The sequence below is a fragment of the Cupriavidus sp. USMAA2-4 genome, from assembly GCF_001854305.1.
GTDB classification, from domain to species: Bacteria; Pseudomonadota; Gammaproteobacteria; order Burkholderiales; family Burkholderiaceae; genus Cupriavidus; species Cupriavidus malaysiensis.
This window is the reverse complement of sequence record NZ_CP017749.1, coordinates 645380-661282: the sequence shown is the minus strand read 5'-3', so window position 1 is coordinate 661282 and position 15903 is coordinate 645380. Positions and strand designations below refer to the sequence as shown.

The following is a 15903-nucleotide window of genomic DNA, read 5'->3' as shown; positions in this document are numbered from 1 at the left end:
TTGATTTTTTCCAAGTTTTCGTCACACTAGCCAAATAGCTAGATCCGAACGATGTCGATAATCACCTACAAGGCTGGAATGGTGGCCAGGTCGGAGGCCAAGGCGACCGGTGCCTCGCCGGATGCGGACGTGGATCCGCTCACGGGGATACCCTCGCGCCAGGCATTCTTGAAGCGGCTGGAGGCACGCCTGACACAGGAGGCGGTGCCCCGCTGCGCATTGCTGCTGATCGGCATCGACGACTTCCGCGCCTTCAACGACATGCACGGCTTCGGCGAGGGGGATGCCATCCTGCGCCAGGTGGCGCGCCGCCTGCGCGATGCCTCGCCGCGCGACGCCGAGCTGGGCCGCGTGGGCGGCGACGAGTTCGGCGTGCTGCTGCCCTCGATCTCCGACCCGACCCTGGTGCGCCATATCAGCGCCGCCATCCTGTCCCTGCTGTCCGAATTCCATGAGGTCGAGGGCCGCCGCCACCATGTGCTGGCCAGCGTCGGCGCCTGCGTGGTACCCGCCGCCGGCAACGACGTGTCCGAGGTGCTGGCCTCGGCCAGCCTGGCGCTCGGCCGGGCCAAGCGGGACGGCGGCCGCACCATCCGTTTCTTCAAGCCGCAGATGCGCACCGACGTGGCGACGCGCCTGTCGCTGGTGCAGGCCTTGCGCGAAGCCTATGCGCAGCGCCAGTTCGAACTGCTCTACCAGCCCCAGGTCGACCTGCGCGACGGGCGCGTGGTCGGCGCCGAGGCGCTGATGCGCTGGCGCCACCCGACCCTGGGCCTGCTGCAGCCGGCCAGCTTCATCGACGCGCTGGCCGCCAGCAACGTCGCCGGCGATGTCGGCATGTGGCTGCTGCATACCGCCTGCGCCCAGGCCCGGGTGTGGACGCTGGGTTTCGCCAATGCGCCACGCGTGGCCATCAACCTGTTCGCCGCACAGCTGGCCGAGAGCCGGCTGCTGACCGAGGTGCGCCACGTCCTGCGCGAGCTGCAGCTGGCGCCCGAGCGGCTGGAACTGGAGATCACCGAGACCATCGCCCTGCAGCAGGGCGACGAGATCTCCGACCAGCTGCAGGCGCTGCGGCGCGACGGCGTGACCCTGACCTGCGACGACTTCGGCACCGGCTATGCGTCGTTGAGCTTCCTGAAGTCGTTCCCGGTCGACCGGCTCAAGATCGACCAGAGCTTCATCCGCAACGTCACGCAGGACCCCGTGGACGCCGCCATCGTCCATTCGCTGATCGACGTCGGCGCCAGCCTGCGCATCGGCGTGGTGGCCGAAGGGGTGGAGACCACCGAGCAGCGCGACTTCCTGCTCGCCAACGGCTGCTACGAGGCCCAGGGCTACCTCTATGGCCGCCCCATGTCGGCGGAGCGGCTGACCGAGTACATCCGCAGCCAGACCGGCTGACCCGGACAGGGCACGCCCCGGGGCGTGCCCGTGCTCGCTCCGGCCCGACTTTCCCCTCCGAATTCCGTCCGGATCCCCCCGAATTCCTTCTGGATTCCTTCTGGATTCCTTCTGAATCCCCGCTTTCCGGAACGCCGCCGGCATGCCCGGCGGGAGACAGATCTGCTTACAAAATCACGTGCGCGCAAACGGCGGCGGCGCGTTCCACGGTATAGGCTCCGTACAGGACGGCGGGCTTCGGGCCCCGCCGGCACACCGATCATGCATACCCTTCCGCTTTCCCGGCGCGCTGTCCAGGCGACCTTGCGCGCGGCCATGCTGGCCACGGCCCTGCTCCTGGCCGCCCACGCGCCGGCACGCGCGCAGCAGGCCGATCCTCCCGCGCGCGTCGCTACCGTGACCGAGCGGTCCGGTGGCCTGAGCCTGGCGCCGGCGGGTTCGGATGCCTGGGTGCAGGCCAGCCCCAACCGACCCATCAGCACCGGCGACAGCCTCTGGGTGGATCCCGCCGGGCGCACCGAACTGCATATCGGCTCGACCGCGCTGCGGCTCGGCGGCGGCACCGCCATCGGCGTGCTCAACCTGGACGACACCATGACGCAGGTGCGCCTCACGCAGGGCACCCTGCAGTTGCGCGTGCGCGCGCTGCCGGCCGGCCAGTCGGTCGAGATCGATACGCCCAACCTGGCGCTGGTGCCGGCCGAACCCGGCGACTACCGCCTCGACGTCGCCGCCGATGGCTCCACCACCATGGTCACGGTACGGCGCGGCCGCGCCGAGCTGTATGGCGACACCCGCTCGCTGGCGCTGGCCGCCGGCGAGCGCATCCGCCTCGGCGGCACCGACCTCGCCGATGCCGGGCCGGTGCCGTATGGCCCGGAGGACGATTTCGACCGCTGGACGCTGGCACGCGATGCACGCGAAGACGCTTCGCGCTCGGCCCGCTATGTCTCGCCGGAGATGCCGGGCTACCAGGAACTCGACGCCTACGGCGCCTGGGAGCAGGACCAGGGCTACGGCGCGGTCTGGTACCCCAATGTGGTGGCGGCGGACTGGGTGCCTTACAGCAGCGGCAACTGGGTCTGGATCGCGCCGTGGGGCTGGACCTGGGTGGATAGCGAGCCTTGGGGTTTCGCCCCCTTCCACTATGGCCGCTGGGCCTTCATCGGCCACCGCTGGGGCTGGGTGCCCGGGCCGCGGGTGTCTCATCCCTGCTATGCGCCGGCGCTGGTGGCCTTCGTCGGCGCCGCTGCTGCCGCCGGGCCTGGCGTCGCCTGGTATCCGCTCGGGCCGGCCGAGCCCTATCGTCCGGTCTACCGGGCCAGCCCGGCCTATGTGGCCCGCGTCAATGTCAACGTCAATGTGAACGTCGCCGGCGGCGGGGGGCGGCCCTTCGGCGCGCCGGCGCCCGGTGCCGTGCCGAACCGGCTGGTGCCCGGTGCGATCAGCGTGATGAGCGCTGCCGCCTTCGTCCAGGGCCGCCCGGTGGCACACGGTGCCCGGCGCGGCGACTGGCGCCACCTGCCGGCCGGCGAGGGGCAAGGCGCGCCGCTGCTGGCGCCGGTGCAGGCCAGCCTGGCCGGCGCAGCCGCGGCGCGGCACGCACCGCCGCCGGCCGGCGCCTGGTCCCGCCCGGTGGTGGCACTGCGCGCGCCGGCGCGCCGCCCGCCGGACGAACTGGCCGGCCGCTTCGCCAGGGAGGGAGCGACCGTGCCCGGCGCGGGCGCGGCGCTGCACGCGGCGCCGGTGCCGGCCCTGTCCGCCGCACCCGGGCCCGGCCTGCGCCTCAGCCGCGCGGGGCAGCCGCCGCGCGCCCAGGTGCCGGCGATCGGCGCGCAGCCGCCGCGCCAGCCGCCGGCGGTGCCGCCAGCGCGCGGATCGCAGGAGTTCCCGCGCGGCGGACCGGGCATGCCTGGCGCACCGATGCCGGGCACGCAGCCGGGACGCGCGGGGCCGGCTCAACCGTTCGAGACGCCGCAGCGCCAGCAGCAGGAGATGCAGCGGCAGCAGGCGGACCAGCAGCGCCAGGTGCAGGAGCAGCAGCGCCTGCAGCAGGAAATGCAACGCCATCAGGCCGACCAGCAGCGGCAGCAGGTGGACCAGCAGCGCCAGGTGCAGGAGCAGCAGCGCCTGCAGCAGGAAATGCAACGCCATCAGGCCGACCAGCAGCGGCAGCAGGTGGACCAGCAGCGCCAGGTGCAGGAGCAGCAGCGCCTGCAGCAGGAGGCGCAACGCCACCAGGCCGACCAGCAGCGGCAGCAGGCGGACCAGCAGCGGCAGCAGGCGGACCAGCAGCGGCAGCAGGCCGACCAGCAGCGCCAGATGCAGGAGCAGCAGCGCCTGCAGCAGGAGGCGCAACGCCACCAGGCCGACCAGCAGCGGCAGCAGGCCGACCAGCAGCGCCAGATGCAGGAGCAGCAGCGCCTGCAGCAGGAAACGCAACGCCACCAGGCCGATCAGCAGCGGCAGCAGGCGGACCAGCAGCGCCAGATGCAGGAACAGCAGCGCCAGCAGCAGGAGGCGCAACGCCACCAGGCCGACCAGCAGCGGCAGGCGCAGGAGCTGCAGCGCCAGCAGGCCGAGCAGCAGCGGCAGATGCAGGAGCAGCAGCGCCGGCAGGCAGACCAGCAACGCCAGATGCAGGAGCAGCAGCAACGGCAGATGCAGGAACAGCAGCGGCAGATGCAGGAGATGCAGCGTCGCCAGGCTGACCAGCAGCGGCAGGCGCAGGAGCAACAGCGCCAGCAGGCCGAGCAGCAGCGCCAGCAGTTCCAGCAGCAGCGGCAGATGCAGGAACAGCAACAGCAGCAACAGCAACAGCGGCAACAGCAGCAGATGCAGGAACAGCAGCGCCAGCAGCAGGACGCGCAGCGGCGCCAGCGAGAGCAGCAGCAACAGCAACAGCAACAGCAGCAACAGCAACCGCAGCGCTAGTCCTGGGCGGAGGGCCCCAAGGCAAGCGGCGCACGGCGGGAGTGTCCCGCCGCGCGCCGCAGGCTTTCCGGCGGTGCCGGCTTACTTGCCCAGTTCGGACAGGCGCACCTGGGCGATCTTGCCGCCCTGCACCACGCCGACGATGGTGTCGGCCACCGTGCCGCCCTTGGCGTCGATGCCCTCCACCTCGTTGGGGTTGGCCTCCTTGGCCATGGTCTTCACCGCATCGGGCAGCTTGGCGCGGATGGCCGTGGCGTCCGAGGTGGTGCCGGCCAGCTTCATGGCGCCGGCCAGTGCGTACACCATGGTGTAGTTCAACGACATCTCGGTGGTGGCATCCTTGCCGTCATGCAGCTTCTTGTAGCGGCCGTTGAATGCCTGCGCCGCAGGACGCGCATCGTTGACCAGCGGCAGCACGCCGATCGAGCCTTCCAGCATGGCCAGGCCGTTGGTGACCTTGGCCATCTCGTCGAGCTTGGCCTGGTCCATCACGATGAAGCCGCCCTTGAAACCCAGCTCACGCGCCTGCTTGACCACCAGCGCGGTGGGCTCGGAAGGGCCGCCGACGAACATCACGTCGGGTTTGTCGGCCAGCACGCGCGACACGCCGCTGTAGAAGTCGGTGGCCTTGGTATAGGACATCGGATTGTTGGCCACCACCTTGCCGCCCGCGGCCTCCCACGCCGGCACGAAGGCCTGCACCCAGGCCTTGGCGTAGTCGTGGTCGGCCGGCGCCAGCGCGACGTTCTTGCCGAAGCGCTTCATCTCCGCCTTGATGAACGGCTCGATATAGCCGGTATAGGCCGGCGGGATGCGGATGGTCAGCTTGTTGCCCACGTCGGTGATGCGCGGCACGCTGGAGTAGGCCATCACCAGGAACTTCTCCTGCTCGTTGAAAGCCTGCAGCGCGAAGATGCCGCCCGAGTGCGGTACGAACACGGCAGGCGTCTTGTACTGCTGCACCAGCCGGCGCGCGTTGATGGCGGCGTCCGCCGGCGAGTACTTGTCGTCCAGCGACACCACCTCGAGCTTGACCTTCTTGCCGCCCACCTCCAGGCCCTTGGCGTTGATCTCGTCCACGGCCATCTGGATACCGGACAGCACGTTCTTGCCGTACAGGGCGGCGCCGCCGGAAAGCGGGCCCGTGTAACCCAGCTTGACCACTTCCTGCGCCAGCGCGGCGCCCGAGGCGAGCAGGGCGGCCATGGCGGTGGCGGCCAGCGGGAAGATGCGGCGGATCGTCTTTTGCTGCATGAGGCTGTCTCCTGTTGTCGTTGCGTATTGCTCGGGTATGGCTTGCTTGTTCATCGTGTTGCTGTGCCCAGGGAGCAGGGCGGGTAGCCGGGTCCGTGGAGTGCTGCCGGTGTGCTCCCCTCTACCGCTTGCGGGAGAGGGGCCGGGGGAGAGGGCCGGCGCCCGCTGGTCGGGGCTGCGAGGATGACACCCTCGGCCCGCTTGCATCGCTCACCCGCCGATGTACGCCTTGCGGATGCCTTCGTCCTTGAGCAGGGTGTCGCGGTCGCCTTCCATGACGATGCGCCCGCCTTCGATCACGTAGGCACGGTGCGCGATGCCCAGTGCCGCGTAGGCGTTCTGCTCGGCCAGCAGCACCGTGGTGCCGGCGCGGTTGATGCGCTGGATCACCTCGAACATCTGCTTGACCACCAGCGGCGCCAGGCCGAGCGAGGGCTCGTCGAGCAGCAGCGCGCGCGGGCGGCCCATCAGCGCGCGGCCCAGCGCCACCATCTGCTGCTGCCCGCCGGACAGCGAGCCGGCGGCCTGGTGACGCTTCTCGCGCAGGATGGGGAACATCTGGTAGACCTCTTCCAGCGTGCGCTGGCTGCCGGCGCGGTCGCCGCGGTGCACGTAGGCGCCCAGCACCAGGTTCTTCTCCACGCTCATGGCGGGGAACAGCTTGCGTCCCTCGGGGCAGTGCACCAGGCCGGCCTGCACGATCTGCGACGGCTTCATGCCGCCGAGTTCGCGGCCGTCGAAGCGCATGCTGCCGCCGCTGGTGCGGTGGATGCCGCTCAGGGCCAGGAAGATCGAGCTCTTGCCGGCGCCGTTGGCGCCCAGCAGCACCACCAGCTCGCCGGCGCCGGCGTGCAGGTTGATGTTGTCGAGGGCGCGGAAGCTGCCGTAGGAAAGCGAGACGCGCTCAAGCTGCAACATGGTCGGCTCCCAGGTAGGCCTCGATGACGAGCGGATCCTGCTGGATCTGCGCGGGCGTTCCCTCGGCGATCTTCTCGCCGTAGTTCAGCACCATGATCTTGTCGGCCATGCGCATGATCATGTCCATCTTGTGTTCGATCAGGCAGACGGTCTTGCCATGGCGCACCATCTTGCGGATCAGTTCGGCCAGGCCCACGGTCTCCTCCGGATTGACGCCGCCGGCTGGTTCGTCGAGCAGCAGCAGTTCCGGGTCGGTGGCCAGCGCCAGCGCAAAGGCGACGCGCTTGCGCTGTTCCTGCGTGATGTCCGCCGCCACTTCGTGCGCCAGGTGGGAGAGCCCGACGAAGTCGAGTGCCTCCTCGGCCTTGGCGCGGCACAGTCGCTCTTCCTCGCGCAGGCGGCGCGTGTTGAAGATGACGTCGGCCAGTCCGGAGCGCGTGCGCAGCCGGTGGCCCACGATCAGGTTGTCCAGCACGGAGGCGCGGTCGAACAGGTGCGTGGCCTGGAAGGTGCGGGCCACGCCCAGGCGCGCGATCTGGTCGGCGCGCAGGCCGGCCACGTCCCTGCCGCGCAGCAGGATCTGGCCCGAGCTGGGCGCATGCGTGCCGGCGATCAGGTTGAAGAAGGTGGTCTTGCCGGCGCCGTTGGGGCCGATGATGGCATTGATGTGGCCGGCCTCGAATTTGACCGACACATCGTGCACGGCGGTCAGGCCGCCGAATTTCTTGGTCAGGTTGCGGATCTCAAGCATGGTCGGCTCCGGCGGTGGGGCTGGCGGCGCGGGCGGCCTGGGCCGTGCCCGGTTGCCGTGCGGTGCGGCGCATCGCGGCCTCGCGGCGCGCCTGGCGCTTGAGCCAGGAGCCGACGATGCCGTCCGGGACGAAGATGATCAGCAGGATCAGCACCGGGCCGAACACCAGCATGCGGTAGTCCTGCAGGAACTGCAGCGTCTGCGTCACCCACGGCACCAGCACCGAGCCCAGCAGCGGTCCCAGCAAGGTGCCGGTGCCGCCCACCAGCATGGCCATCACCATGTCGAAGGTGAGGTCGGTGCGGGCGATGTCCGGGCCGAGGAAGCGCACCTGGCCCGCATACAGCGCGCCGGCGAAGCCCGCATAGCCGACCGACAGCACGAAGGACAGCACCTTGGTGCGCATCAGGTTGACGCCCAGCGCTTCGGCCAGCGCCTCGCTGTTGCGCACGGCCAGGAAGCTGCGTCCCAGCAGCGAGCTGACGATGCGGTGCATCAGCCAGGTGCCCAGCACCAGGAAGGCCAGCACCAGGTAGTACTGCGCCAGCACGCTGTCGAACTGCAGTGGCCCGATGGCCGCCGGCACCGGGATGCCGATCAGGCCCACGGTGCCGTGCGTCAGGCTTTCCCACTTCTCGATCAGCAGGTAGATGATGTAGCCGACGCACAGCGTGAAGATCGAGAAGTAGTGCCCGCGCAGCCGCAGCGACACCAGGCCGACGAAGTAGCCGATGACCATGCAGACCACGCCGGACAGCGCGAACGCGGTCCAGAACGGCACCTGGTGGTCGACCGTGAGGATGCCCAGCGTGTAGGCGCCGATGGCCATGAAGCCGCCATGCGCCAGGTTGAGCTGGCCGGTGTAGCCGGTGATCAGGTTCAGGCCGAGGGTGGCGATGGCGTAGATGTAGGCCAGCGTCATCACGGTGTGGAAGTAACTGTTGGAGGCGACCAGCGGAAAGGCCACCGCCAGTGCCAGCAGCAGCGCCCAGCCCGTCTTGCCTTGCAATGCGTTCATGGCTTCCGGCTCCTTATGCGGTCTTGGCGGCGAACAGGCCCTGCGGGCGCACCGACAGGATGGCCACCAGCAGCACGAAGGCGATGATGTCCTTGTAATCGGTCGACACGTAGAAGCCGCCGAAGCTCTCGGCCATGCCGATGATCAGGCCGCCGGCGATGGCGCCCGGGAAACTGCCCATGCCGCCGAGGATGATGATGACGAAGGCCTTGGTGATGACGAGGTTGCCCATGCTCGGGTAGACCAGGTTGATGGGCGCGTACAGCGTGGCCGCGACGGCCGCCAGCGCACCCGAGATGGCGAACACCAGCAGCGTCACCCGGGTGGCGTCGATGCCGACCAGCGCCGCGCCCTCGCGGTTCTGCGCCATCGCCATGATGGTGGCGCCGGTCACGGTGCGGGTCAGGAACAGGTGCAGCAGCACCATCAGCGCGAAGGCCGCCACGATGATCAGCAGGCGCTGTGCCGGCGCGGTCAGGCCGAACAGGTCGACGAGCTGGCCGTAGGGCGTGGGCATGCGCTGGAAGTCGGCGCCCCACAGCGCCTGCGCGCCGGCCTCGAGGAACAGCATGATGCCGATCGCGGCGATCATGTCGTGCAGCTCCGGCGCATTGCGCAGCGGATGGAACACCAGCCGGTCGGCCAGCATCGACAGCAGCGCCACGGCCAGCGCCGCGCCCGCCATGGCCAGCCAGTAGTTCCAGCCGAGCGCCGTCATGGCGTAATAGGACACGTAGGCGCCGGCCATGTAGAAGGCGCCGTGCGCGAAGTTGGGAACATGCAGGATGCCGTAGACCAGGGTCAGGCCCAGCGCCACCAGGCTGTAGACGCCGCCGAGCGTCAGGCCATTGAGGAATTGCTGAAGGAACAGTGCCACAGACTTGCCTATTTTCGAATCGCGAACGAAGGCACGCACGGGCCGTGCGGGCCCGGACGCGGCGAAGCAGGGTGGGCGGCAGGTGCGCCGCCAAGGCGTCGAGCGCTAGCGGCGTGGCGGCGCGGTGGCGGATAAGGTGTGGTGCATCTCTTGTCTCCTGAAGTTGGCGGCCCGGCGGCGTGGACCGGCGCCGTGGCCCGTCGTGTCGTGGAAGGCAGGTCAGCCCTGATATTCCCGCACGATCGTTCGTTCTAATTGACTGTTGCATACGGCCTGATGCACAGTCAAGGAATACGGAGATGTATTTCGCTGCGCGAAATAGGTCGTTCTCACGCCCTGGCGGCCCAGGCCGCTGGTCGTCGTTTTTCCTGTCGTTGTCGTCATGAAGCGCACCATAACGATCCCTTTGTCAACCGATGCGAGCGCGGCGCCCGTTGCCGGCGCCGCTTCCGGCGCGCCGGTGGCGGCAGCGGCGGAGGATGGCGAGGCGGACCGCAGCTTCGTCACCGCGCTCGCGCGCGGCATGGAACTGATGCGTGCCTTCGGCCCCGACGACGACTATCTCGGTAATGCCGAGCTGTCGCGCCGCACCGGGCTGCCGCGCCCCACGGTGTCCCGGCTCAGCTACACGCTGGCGCGGCTGGGCTATCTGGTCTATGCACCCGAGCGCGAGAAATACCGGCTCGGCCAGGGCGTGCTGGTGCTGGGCCACCGCTATATCGCCGGCTCACGGTTGCGCGACATCGCGCGGCCGCTGATGCAGTCGCTGTCGTTCGCCACCGATTGCACGGTGGCGCTGGCGATGCCGGACCGGCACGAGATGATCTACCTGGAGGCCTGCCAGCCGCGCGGCGCGCTGGTCAAGCGCCTGACGCCCGGCTCGCGCCTGCCGATGGCCACCTCGGCGATCGGGCGCGCCTGGCTGGCCGGCCTGCCGCCGGCGCGCCGACAGCCGGTGCTGGCCACGCTGGAGCGGCACTACGGCCCGCGCTGGCCGGGCGTGCGCAGCCGCCTGGAGCGTGCGCTGCGCGACTACGCGCGGCACGGTTTCTGCCTCGCCCACGCCGAGTGGGAGCGCAGCGTCGCCGGCGCGGCCGCGCCGGTGCGGCTGCAGGGCGGCGCCGAGGTGCTGGCCATCAATATCGGCGGCGCGGCCGAACGGCTGCCGCCCGAGATCCTGGAAGCGAACCTCGGTCCGCGCGTGCGCGCGCTGGCCGATGCGATCCAGCACCGGCTCTGGCAGGGCGGCGACAGCACGGAGGAGCGCCTGCCCTGATCCGTACCCCTTCATCCTGCCCATTCCCCAACACAGCAACAACACAGCAACAACACGGCAACAACACAGCAACAGGAGACATGAGATGGATATCCGCAACAAGACGGTAGTCGTGACCGGCGGTGCCACCGGCATCGGCCGCGCGCTGGTGCAGGCCTTCGCCCGCGCCGGCGCGCGCGGCGTGGCCGTGGCCGACATCGACGCCGACGGCGCCGAGCAGGTCGCCGCAGCCGCGGCCGCCGAGGCGCCGGGCTGCGAGGTCTTCGCCCGCCGTACCGACGTGGCCGATGCCGCCGCGGTGCAGGCGCTGGCCGACGAGGCGACCCGCCGCTTCGGGCAGGTCGACGTGTTCTGCTCGAACGCCGGCATCATCCTGCGCAAGGCGCTCGACGCCAGCGCGGAGGAATGGCAGCGCATCTGGGAGATCAACGTGATGGCCCACATCCATGCGGCACGCGCGGTGCTGCCGCAGATGCTGGCGCGTGGCGACGGCTATTTCGTCAACACCGTGTCGGCGGCCGGCCTGCTGTCGCAGATCGGCTCGGCGCCCTATGCGGTCACCAAGCACGCCGCCATCGGCTTTGCCGAGTGGCTGTCGATCACCTACGGCGACCGCGGCATCAAGGTCAGCTGCATCTGCCCGCAGGGCGTGCAGACCAAGATGCTGTATGGCGAAAAGGGCGAGCGCAAGGGCTTCCTGCAGGATGGCTCGGTCACGCCGGAGCATGTCGCCGCGGTCACGCTGGAGGGCATCGCCGACGAGCGCTTCCTGGTCCTGCCCCACCCCGAAGTACTGGAGTACTACCGCCGCAAGGGCCAGGACTACGACCGCTGGCTCAAGGGCATGCGCCGCCTGCACGATAAAGTGATGCAGGAGTTCGGCAACCTGCCCGTCTGACGGGGCCGGCTCCCCGCGCGGACGTGGCGCGGCCCGGGCGGGCCGCGCCACGCCCTCTCACGAACCGAAGCCAACTTGGCAAGGCCCCCGGCAGAAGCGGGCCTGCAGGAGACAACAGCATGCGAATCCAGTCCTGGCGCACGGCCCTCGCCGCCGCCGCCCTTGCCGTCGTGGCCGCCGCTCCGGCGCACGCCGACACCTACCCGAGCAAGCCTATCCGGATGGTGGTGACCTTCCCCGGCGGCGGCGCGCCCGATATCCTGGCCCGCCTGTTCGCCGAGAAGTCGGCGCTCGGCCAGCCGGTGGTGGTCGACAACAAGCCCGGCGCGGGCGGCAATATCGGCGCCGAAGCGGCCGCGCGTTCGCCTGCCGACGGCTATACGCTGGTGCTGGGCACGGTCGGCACGCACTCGATCAACGGCTCGCTCTACAGCAAGATGCCGTATGACATGGTCAAGGACTTCACCCCCATCATCCTGGTGGCGTCCACGCCCAACGTGCTGGTGGTCAATCCCTCGGTGCCGGCCAAGGACGTGGCCGAGCTGATCGCGCTGGCCAAGACCCGGCCGGGCGCGCTGACCTTCGGCACGCCCGGGGTCGGTACCTCGCCGCATGTGGCCGGGGAGATGTTCAATACCCTGGCCGGCGTCAAGCTGACCCACGTCCCCTACAAGGGCCGCGCGATGGCCTTGCCCGACCTGCTCGGCGGCCACATCAGCATGATGTTCGACAACCTGCCGTCGGCGTTGCCGGTGGTGCGCGAAGGCAAGCTGCGCGCGCTGGGCGTGACCAGCCTCAAGCGCTCGCCCTCGGCGCCCGACATCCCCACGCTGGCCGAGCAGGGCCTGCCGGGCTTCGATGCCGATTCCTGGTTCGCCATCTTCGCGCCCGCGCACCTGCCCAAGGAACTGCAGGACAAGCTCAATGCGGAGGCCAACCGCGTCTACAGCCTGCCGGACGTGCAGGCCAAGATGAAGACGCTGGGGCTGGAACCGATGCTCGGCTCGCCGGAGCGGCTGGCCACCTTCCAGCGCAGTGAGATCGCCAAGTGGGCCAAGGTGATCAAGGCTTCGGGAGCGAAGGCGGATTGAGTGGTGGGGGTGCGGGCGCTTTCGGTGCCGCGGTGGCGGGAATCACACCGACGGCTTCGCTTTTGTGCTCATGTGCTGGATCACACCGACGGCTTCGTTTTGCGTGGCGCCTTGCTAAACCACCCCTCTCCCCCGCCCTCTCTTCGTGCGGGGAGAGGGCGCCAAGACACCATGCTTGGCGTGCCTTGTTGGCCTTGTTGGCCTTGTTGGCGTCGCTGGGATGCTCAGGCGTCCGGTTCCGCCGCCGCGTGCCCGTGCGTCGTTGCCTTGTCGTCGCGCAGCCGGCTCAGGCTGACCACCGCGCCCAGCGTGGCCACCGAGGCCGCGACGACCAGCGCCATGCGTGCCGCGCCGCTGCGGTCGAGGCTGAACAGCAGCGCGACCACCGCGGTGCCGGTGGTCTGGCCGAGCAGGCGCGTGGTCGCTTGCGCGCCGCTGGCGCCGCCGCTGCGCTCGGGCGGCGAGGCGCCGATCATGGCGCGGTTGTTGGGTGACTGGAACAGGCCGAAGCCGAGCCCGCACATCGCCATGCGCCACATCACGTCGACATTGCCGGCGTTCTTGTCGAGCAGCGCCAGGCTCAGCAGGCCCGTGGCGAGCAGGCCCAGGCCGCCGCCGGCCAGGACGCTGGCCGGGTAGCGGTCCGACATCCGTCCCGAGACCGGGGCCATCAATGCCACCATCAGCGGCCAGGGCGTGATCAGCAGGCCGGTCTCGTGCAGCGAGCGGCCGAGCTGGTACTCCAGGTAGAAGGGCATGGCGACGAAGGACAGCATCTGCGTCATGAAGGAGCAGAACGACGTGCCCACCGCCAGCGTGAAGGCGCGGCTGCGGAACAGGTCCACCGGCACCAGCGGGGCGGGGCGGCCATGCTGGCGGCGCACCAGCACCCAGCCCAGCGCGAGCGCGGCGACCAGTCCGGCGCCGCCGGCCAGCCGCAGCGAGGCGTGGCCGAGGCCGTCGACGCCGAGGATGAACAGGCCGAACACCACCGCCGACAGCGCTGCGCTCGGGTAGTCGAAATCGCGCGGCTGCGGCGGTGTCTCGGGCAGCGAGCGGCGGCTCAGCGTCAGCGCCAGCAGCGCCACCGGCACGTTGACGGCGAACAGCCAGGGCCAGTCCGCCACCGACAGGATCAGCGCCCCGAGCGAGGGGCCGATGGCGGTGGTGATGCCCACCACCAGTGCATTCAGGCCGATGCCGCGGCCCAGGCTGCGGGGCGGATAGATGAAGCGCACCAGCGCGGTGTTGACGCTCATGATGCCGGCGCCGCCCAGGCCCTGCAGCACGCGTGCCGCCACCAGCATCGGCAGGTTGACCGAGAGCGCGCACAGCAGCGAGGCCAGCAGGAAGATGGCCAGCCCGGCGCGGTAGACGCGCTTGTAGCCGAGGATATCGCCCAGCGAGGAGAGCGGCAGCAGGCAGACCGTGACCGCGAGCTGGTAGCCGTTGACCACCCAGATGGTGTCCGCCGGCGCGGCACCGAGCTGGCGCGAGATCGAGGGCAGGGCGATATTGGCGATGGAGCCGTCCAGCACGGCGAGGACCAGGCCGCTGAACACGGTCAGGACGGCCCAGGCGCGCTGGGGATGGGGAAGGCCTTGGTGTGACGGCATGGGACGGATGGCGGCGGAGGCGGGCACCCGGGCGGGCGTCGGCCGGGCGCCCGCCATTATCTGCCCGCCCGCGCCGGTGCGCAAAGCGGGAAGTTGTATCGGTGCATTGCGCGTGGCTTCAGGTGGGAACCACGCGTGGCGGGCGGGGCCGGGTGGCGAGCGCGAAGGCGATCTGGGCCAGGCCGGCGCTCAGTCCCATCACCACGCCGGCCCGCCAGGCCATGGTGTAGGAGCCGAGGGCGTCATAGGCCAGGCCGCCGCCGAAGGCGCCGACGAAGCTGCCGATCTGGTGGCTGAAGAAGGCCACGCCGCCGAGCATGGCCTGCCAGCGCAGGCCGAAGGTCTCGGCGATCCAGCCCGACACCAGCGGCGCCACGCCCAGCCAGAGGAAACCCATGATGGCGGCGAACGCCAGCGTGCTGGCCGGCGTGGGCGCCGAGGAGAAATACCAGGTCAGCACCAGGGAGCGGGTGGTGTAGATGCCGCCGAGCAGCAGCAGCTTGTTGTAGCGCCCGCCGGCCCAGCCGAAGAACAGGCTGCCCAGCACATTGAAGCCGCCGATCATGCCGAGCGCCTGGGCGCTCAGCATCGGGTCCATGCCACAGGCGTCGAGATAGGTCGGCAGGTGAGTGGTCAGGAACACCAGTTGCATGCCGCAGACGAAGTAGGCCAGCGCCATCACCACGAAGGGGGCATGGCGCAGCGCCGTGCCGAGCGCCGCGCGCGCGCTCTGGTCGCCGCCGCCGGCGCTGGCTGGCAGCGGCAGCCGGTCGACCCGTCCGGCGAACCAGGCGGCCGGCAGCATCAGCAGCGCCAGCAGGATGAAGGCGCCGATGCCGCTGCGCCAGCCATGCGCCTGCGTCACCAGCTGGCCGATCGGCGCGGCCAGCAGGGCGCCCAGCGAGCCGGCGCCCGACACCAGGCCCAGCACCGTGCTGCGCAATGCCGCGGGCACCGGGCGTGCCGCCACCGCCAGCGAGATCGCGCTGCCGGTGCAGGCCATGGCCGCCCCGATCGCCACGCCGGCGCCGAGCGTGACCCCGACCAGGCCGTGCGCGGTGGCCAGCAGGACCAGCCCCGCCAGGTAGAGCACGGAGCCGCCCAGCATCAGGCGGCGGAATCCCAGGCGTCCGGCCCAGGCGCCGGCCAGTGGCTGCAGCAGCCCCCAGGACAGGTTCTGCACGGCGATGGCGACGGTGAAGTCGGAGACCGTGATGCCGATGTCGCGGGTCAGCGGTGGCATGAAGATGCCCAGGCTCTGGCGCAGGCCCATGGCCAGGCTGAGCATGACGGAAACGCCGAGGAGGATGGGCAGGGCGGGGCGCAGGACGGAGAGTCGGTTTGGCACGGTGGGTGTCTCGGTTGTCGTTCTTATTGTTCTTATTGTTCTTATTGTTTTCTTGTATGTTTTGTCTGCCCGGGAGAGCCGGGGCATCGGACGAGCGTAGGCCTGGCGGCAAGCGGCTGTCAACGAGCCCGGCACTTTGCCGGGCGATCGGCGCGCATGCGTTCTGCAGGGCGGCACGGGCGGCGCGCGGGGGCGATGCCAGGCTTGCCTGCTGTTCCCCCCCTGGCCCCCTCGCAAGGGGTACAGGCACCGTTCGCGACACGCGCGAGGCACCCGGACCCTACTGAATCCGTTCGCGCTGCCGATAAGACAAAGCGTGATCCGTTGGCGCGGAACGCCTCGGCGTGCGCCTCGCTCCTTTCTTGTCGCCCATGCTCAAGCCACTCGACGTCGGACCGGTTGGGAATTGGTTCCGTCGCCGGGCCCGGAACTGCCGGCCCGGCGGGAGCCAGCACGGCGCATTGGCGCCGCGCCGCCCGGCGTATGCCTGGCGCGCGCCTTGTGACCGACGCGGCTGC

At 70.1% G+C, this 15903-nt stretch carries 12 protein-coding genes; 5 read left to right on the top strand and 7 right to left on the bottom strand.

The features are described from left to right. Positions 1-78 precede the first annotated feature (78 nt). Both BKK79_RS22995 and BKK79_RS40505 read left to right on the top strand, forming a co-directional pair. On the top strand, positions 79-1404 hold the full coding sequence (locus BKK79_RS22995) for a putative bifunctional diguanylate cyclase/phosphodiesterase (protein WP_071038902.1): 1326 nt from the start codon (positions 79-81) through the stop codon (positions 1402-1404). Between the two features lie 261 nt (positions 1405-1665). Then, positions 1666-4338: a DUF6600 domain-containing protein gene (locus BKK79_RS40505; protein WP_157128506.1), complete on the top strand. Its 2673-nt coding sequence runs from the start codon at positions 1666-1668 to the stop codon at positions 4336-4338. An 81-nt stretch (positions 4339-4419) separates the two neighbouring features. On the opposite strand, the gene BKK79_RS22985 is transcribed toward BKK79_RS40505, so the two are convergent. From BKK79_RS22985 to BKK79_RS22965, 5 genes are all read right to left on the bottom strand, one after another. Further along, positions 4420-5592, bottom strand: coding sequence for an ABC transporter substrate-binding protein (locus BKK79_RS22985; protein WP_071038898.1), 1173 nt, complete (start codon positions 5590-5592; stop codon positions 4420-4422). A 210-nt stretch (positions 5593-5802) separates the two neighbouring features. Then, the gene (locus tag BKK79_RS22980) at positions 5803-6510 is read right to left on the bottom strand and encodes an ABC transporter ATP-binding protein (protein WP_071018386.1); all 708 of its coding nucleotides are present in this window, start codon (positions 6508-6510) and stop codon (positions 5803-5805) included. Continuing rightward, positions 6497-7261: an ABC transporter ATP-binding protein gene (locus BKK79_RS22975; RefSeq protein WP_071018388.1), complete on the bottom strand. Its 765-nt coding sequence runs from the start codon at positions 7259-7261 to the stop codon at positions 6497-6499. The genes BKK79_RS22980 and BKK79_RS22975 overlap by 14 nt, the downstream gene beginning before the upstream one ends. Next, positions 7254-8279 (bottom strand): branched-chain amino acid ABC transporter permease, encoded by a 1026-nt coding sequence (locus BKK79_RS22970; RefSeq protein WP_071018390.1) that lies wholly within the window; start codon positions 8277-8279, stop codon positions 7254-7256. The genes BKK79_RS22975 and BKK79_RS22970 overlap by 8 nt, the downstream gene beginning before the upstream one ends. Before the next feature lie 13 nt (positions 8280-8292). Next, entirely contained in the window at positions 8293-9156 is an 864-nt protein-coding gene (locus tag BKK79_RS22965; protein WP_071038896.1) for a branched-chain amino acid ABC transporter permease, read from the bottom strand. Positions 9157-9538: 382 nt separating this feature from the next. Between BKK79_RS22965 and BKK79_RS22960 the strand changes: the two genes are divergently transcribed. The 3 genes from BKK79_RS22960 (at position 9539) to BKK79_RS22950 (ending at position 12421) form a co-directional block, all read left to right on the top strand. Further along, positions 9539-10432: an IclR family transcriptional regulator gene (locus BKK79_RS22960; RefSeq protein WP_071018393.1), complete on the top strand. Its 894-nt coding sequence runs from the start codon at positions 9539-9541 to the stop codon at positions 10430-10432. 85 nt (positions 10433-10517) lie between these two features. Further along, a complete protein-coding gene (locus tag BKK79_RS22955) occupies positions 10518-11330 on the top strand; it encodes an SDR family oxidoreductase (protein WP_071038895.1) in 813 nt (270 codons plus the stop codon). Between the two features lie 119 nt (positions 11331-11449). Continuing rightward, entirely contained in the window at positions 11450-12421 is a 972-nt protein-coding gene (locus BKK79_RS22950; RefSeq protein ID WP_071018396.1) for a tripartite tricarboxylate transporter substrate binding protein, read from the top strand. 224 nt (positions 12422-12645) lie between these two features. On the opposite strand, the gene BKK79_RS22945 is transcribed toward BKK79_RS22950, so the two are convergent. After that, positions 12646-14037 (bottom strand): MFS transporter, encoded by a 1392-nt coding sequence (locus tag BKK79_RS22945; protein ID WP_071038893.1) that lies wholly within the window; start codon positions 14035-14037, stop codon positions 12646-12648. 118 nt (positions 14038-14155) lie between these two features. Beyond that, positions 14156-15325: an MFS transporter gene (locus BKK79_RS22940; RefSeq protein ID WP_232346495.1), complete on the bottom strand. Its 1170-nt coding sequence runs from the start codon at positions 15323-15325 to the stop codon at positions 14156-14158. Between the last annotated feature and the right edge of the window lie 578 nt (positions 15326-15903).

Bases quoted from the DNA above. Each gene is read 5' to 3' on its own strand.
- BKK79_RS22995 (WP_071038902.1), top strand. From the start codon at position 79: ATGGTGGCCAGGTCGGAGGCCAAGGCGACCGGTGCCTCGCCGGATGCG.
- BKK79_RS40505 (WP_157128506.1), top strand. From the start codon at position 1,666: ATGCATACCCTTCCGCTTTCCCGGCGCGCTGTCCAGGCGACCTTGCGC.
- BKK79_RS22985 (WP_071038898.1), bottom strand. From the start codon at position 5,592: ATGCAGCAAAAGACGATCCGCCGCATCTTCCCGCTGGCCGCCACCGCC.
- BKK79_RS22980 (WP_071018386.1), bottom strand. From the start codon at position 6,510: ATGTTGCAGCTTGAGCGCGTCTCGCTTTCCTACGGCAGCTTCCGCGCC.
- BKK79_RS22975 (WP_071018388.1), bottom strand. From the start codon at position 7,261: ATGCTTGAGATCCGCAACCTGACCAAGAAATTCGGCGGCCTGACCGCC.
- BKK79_RS22970 (WP_071018390.1), bottom strand. From the start codon at position 8,279: ATGAACGCATTGCAAGGCAAGACGGGCTGGGCGCTGCTGCTGGCACTG.
- BKK79_RS22960 (WP_071018393.1), top strand. From the start codon at position 9,539: ATGAAGCGCACCATAACGATCCCTTTGTCAACCGATGCGAGCGCGGCG.
- BKK79_RS22955 (WP_071038895.1), top strand. From the start codon at position 10,518: ATGGATATCCGCAACAAGACGGTAGTCGTGACCGGCGGTGCCACCGGC.
- BKK79_RS22950 (WP_071018396.1), top strand. From the start codon at position 11,450: ATGCGAATCCAGTCCTGGCGCACGGCCCTCGCCGCCGCCGCCCTTGCC.
- BKK79_RS22945 (WP_071038893.1), bottom strand. From the start codon at position 14,037: ATGCCGTCACACCAAGGCCTTCCCCATCCCCAGCGCGCCTGGGCCGTC.
- BKK79_RS22940 (WP_232346495.1), bottom strand. From the start codon at position 15,325: ATGCTCAGCCTGGCCATGGGCCTGCGCCAGAGCCTGGGCATCTTCATG.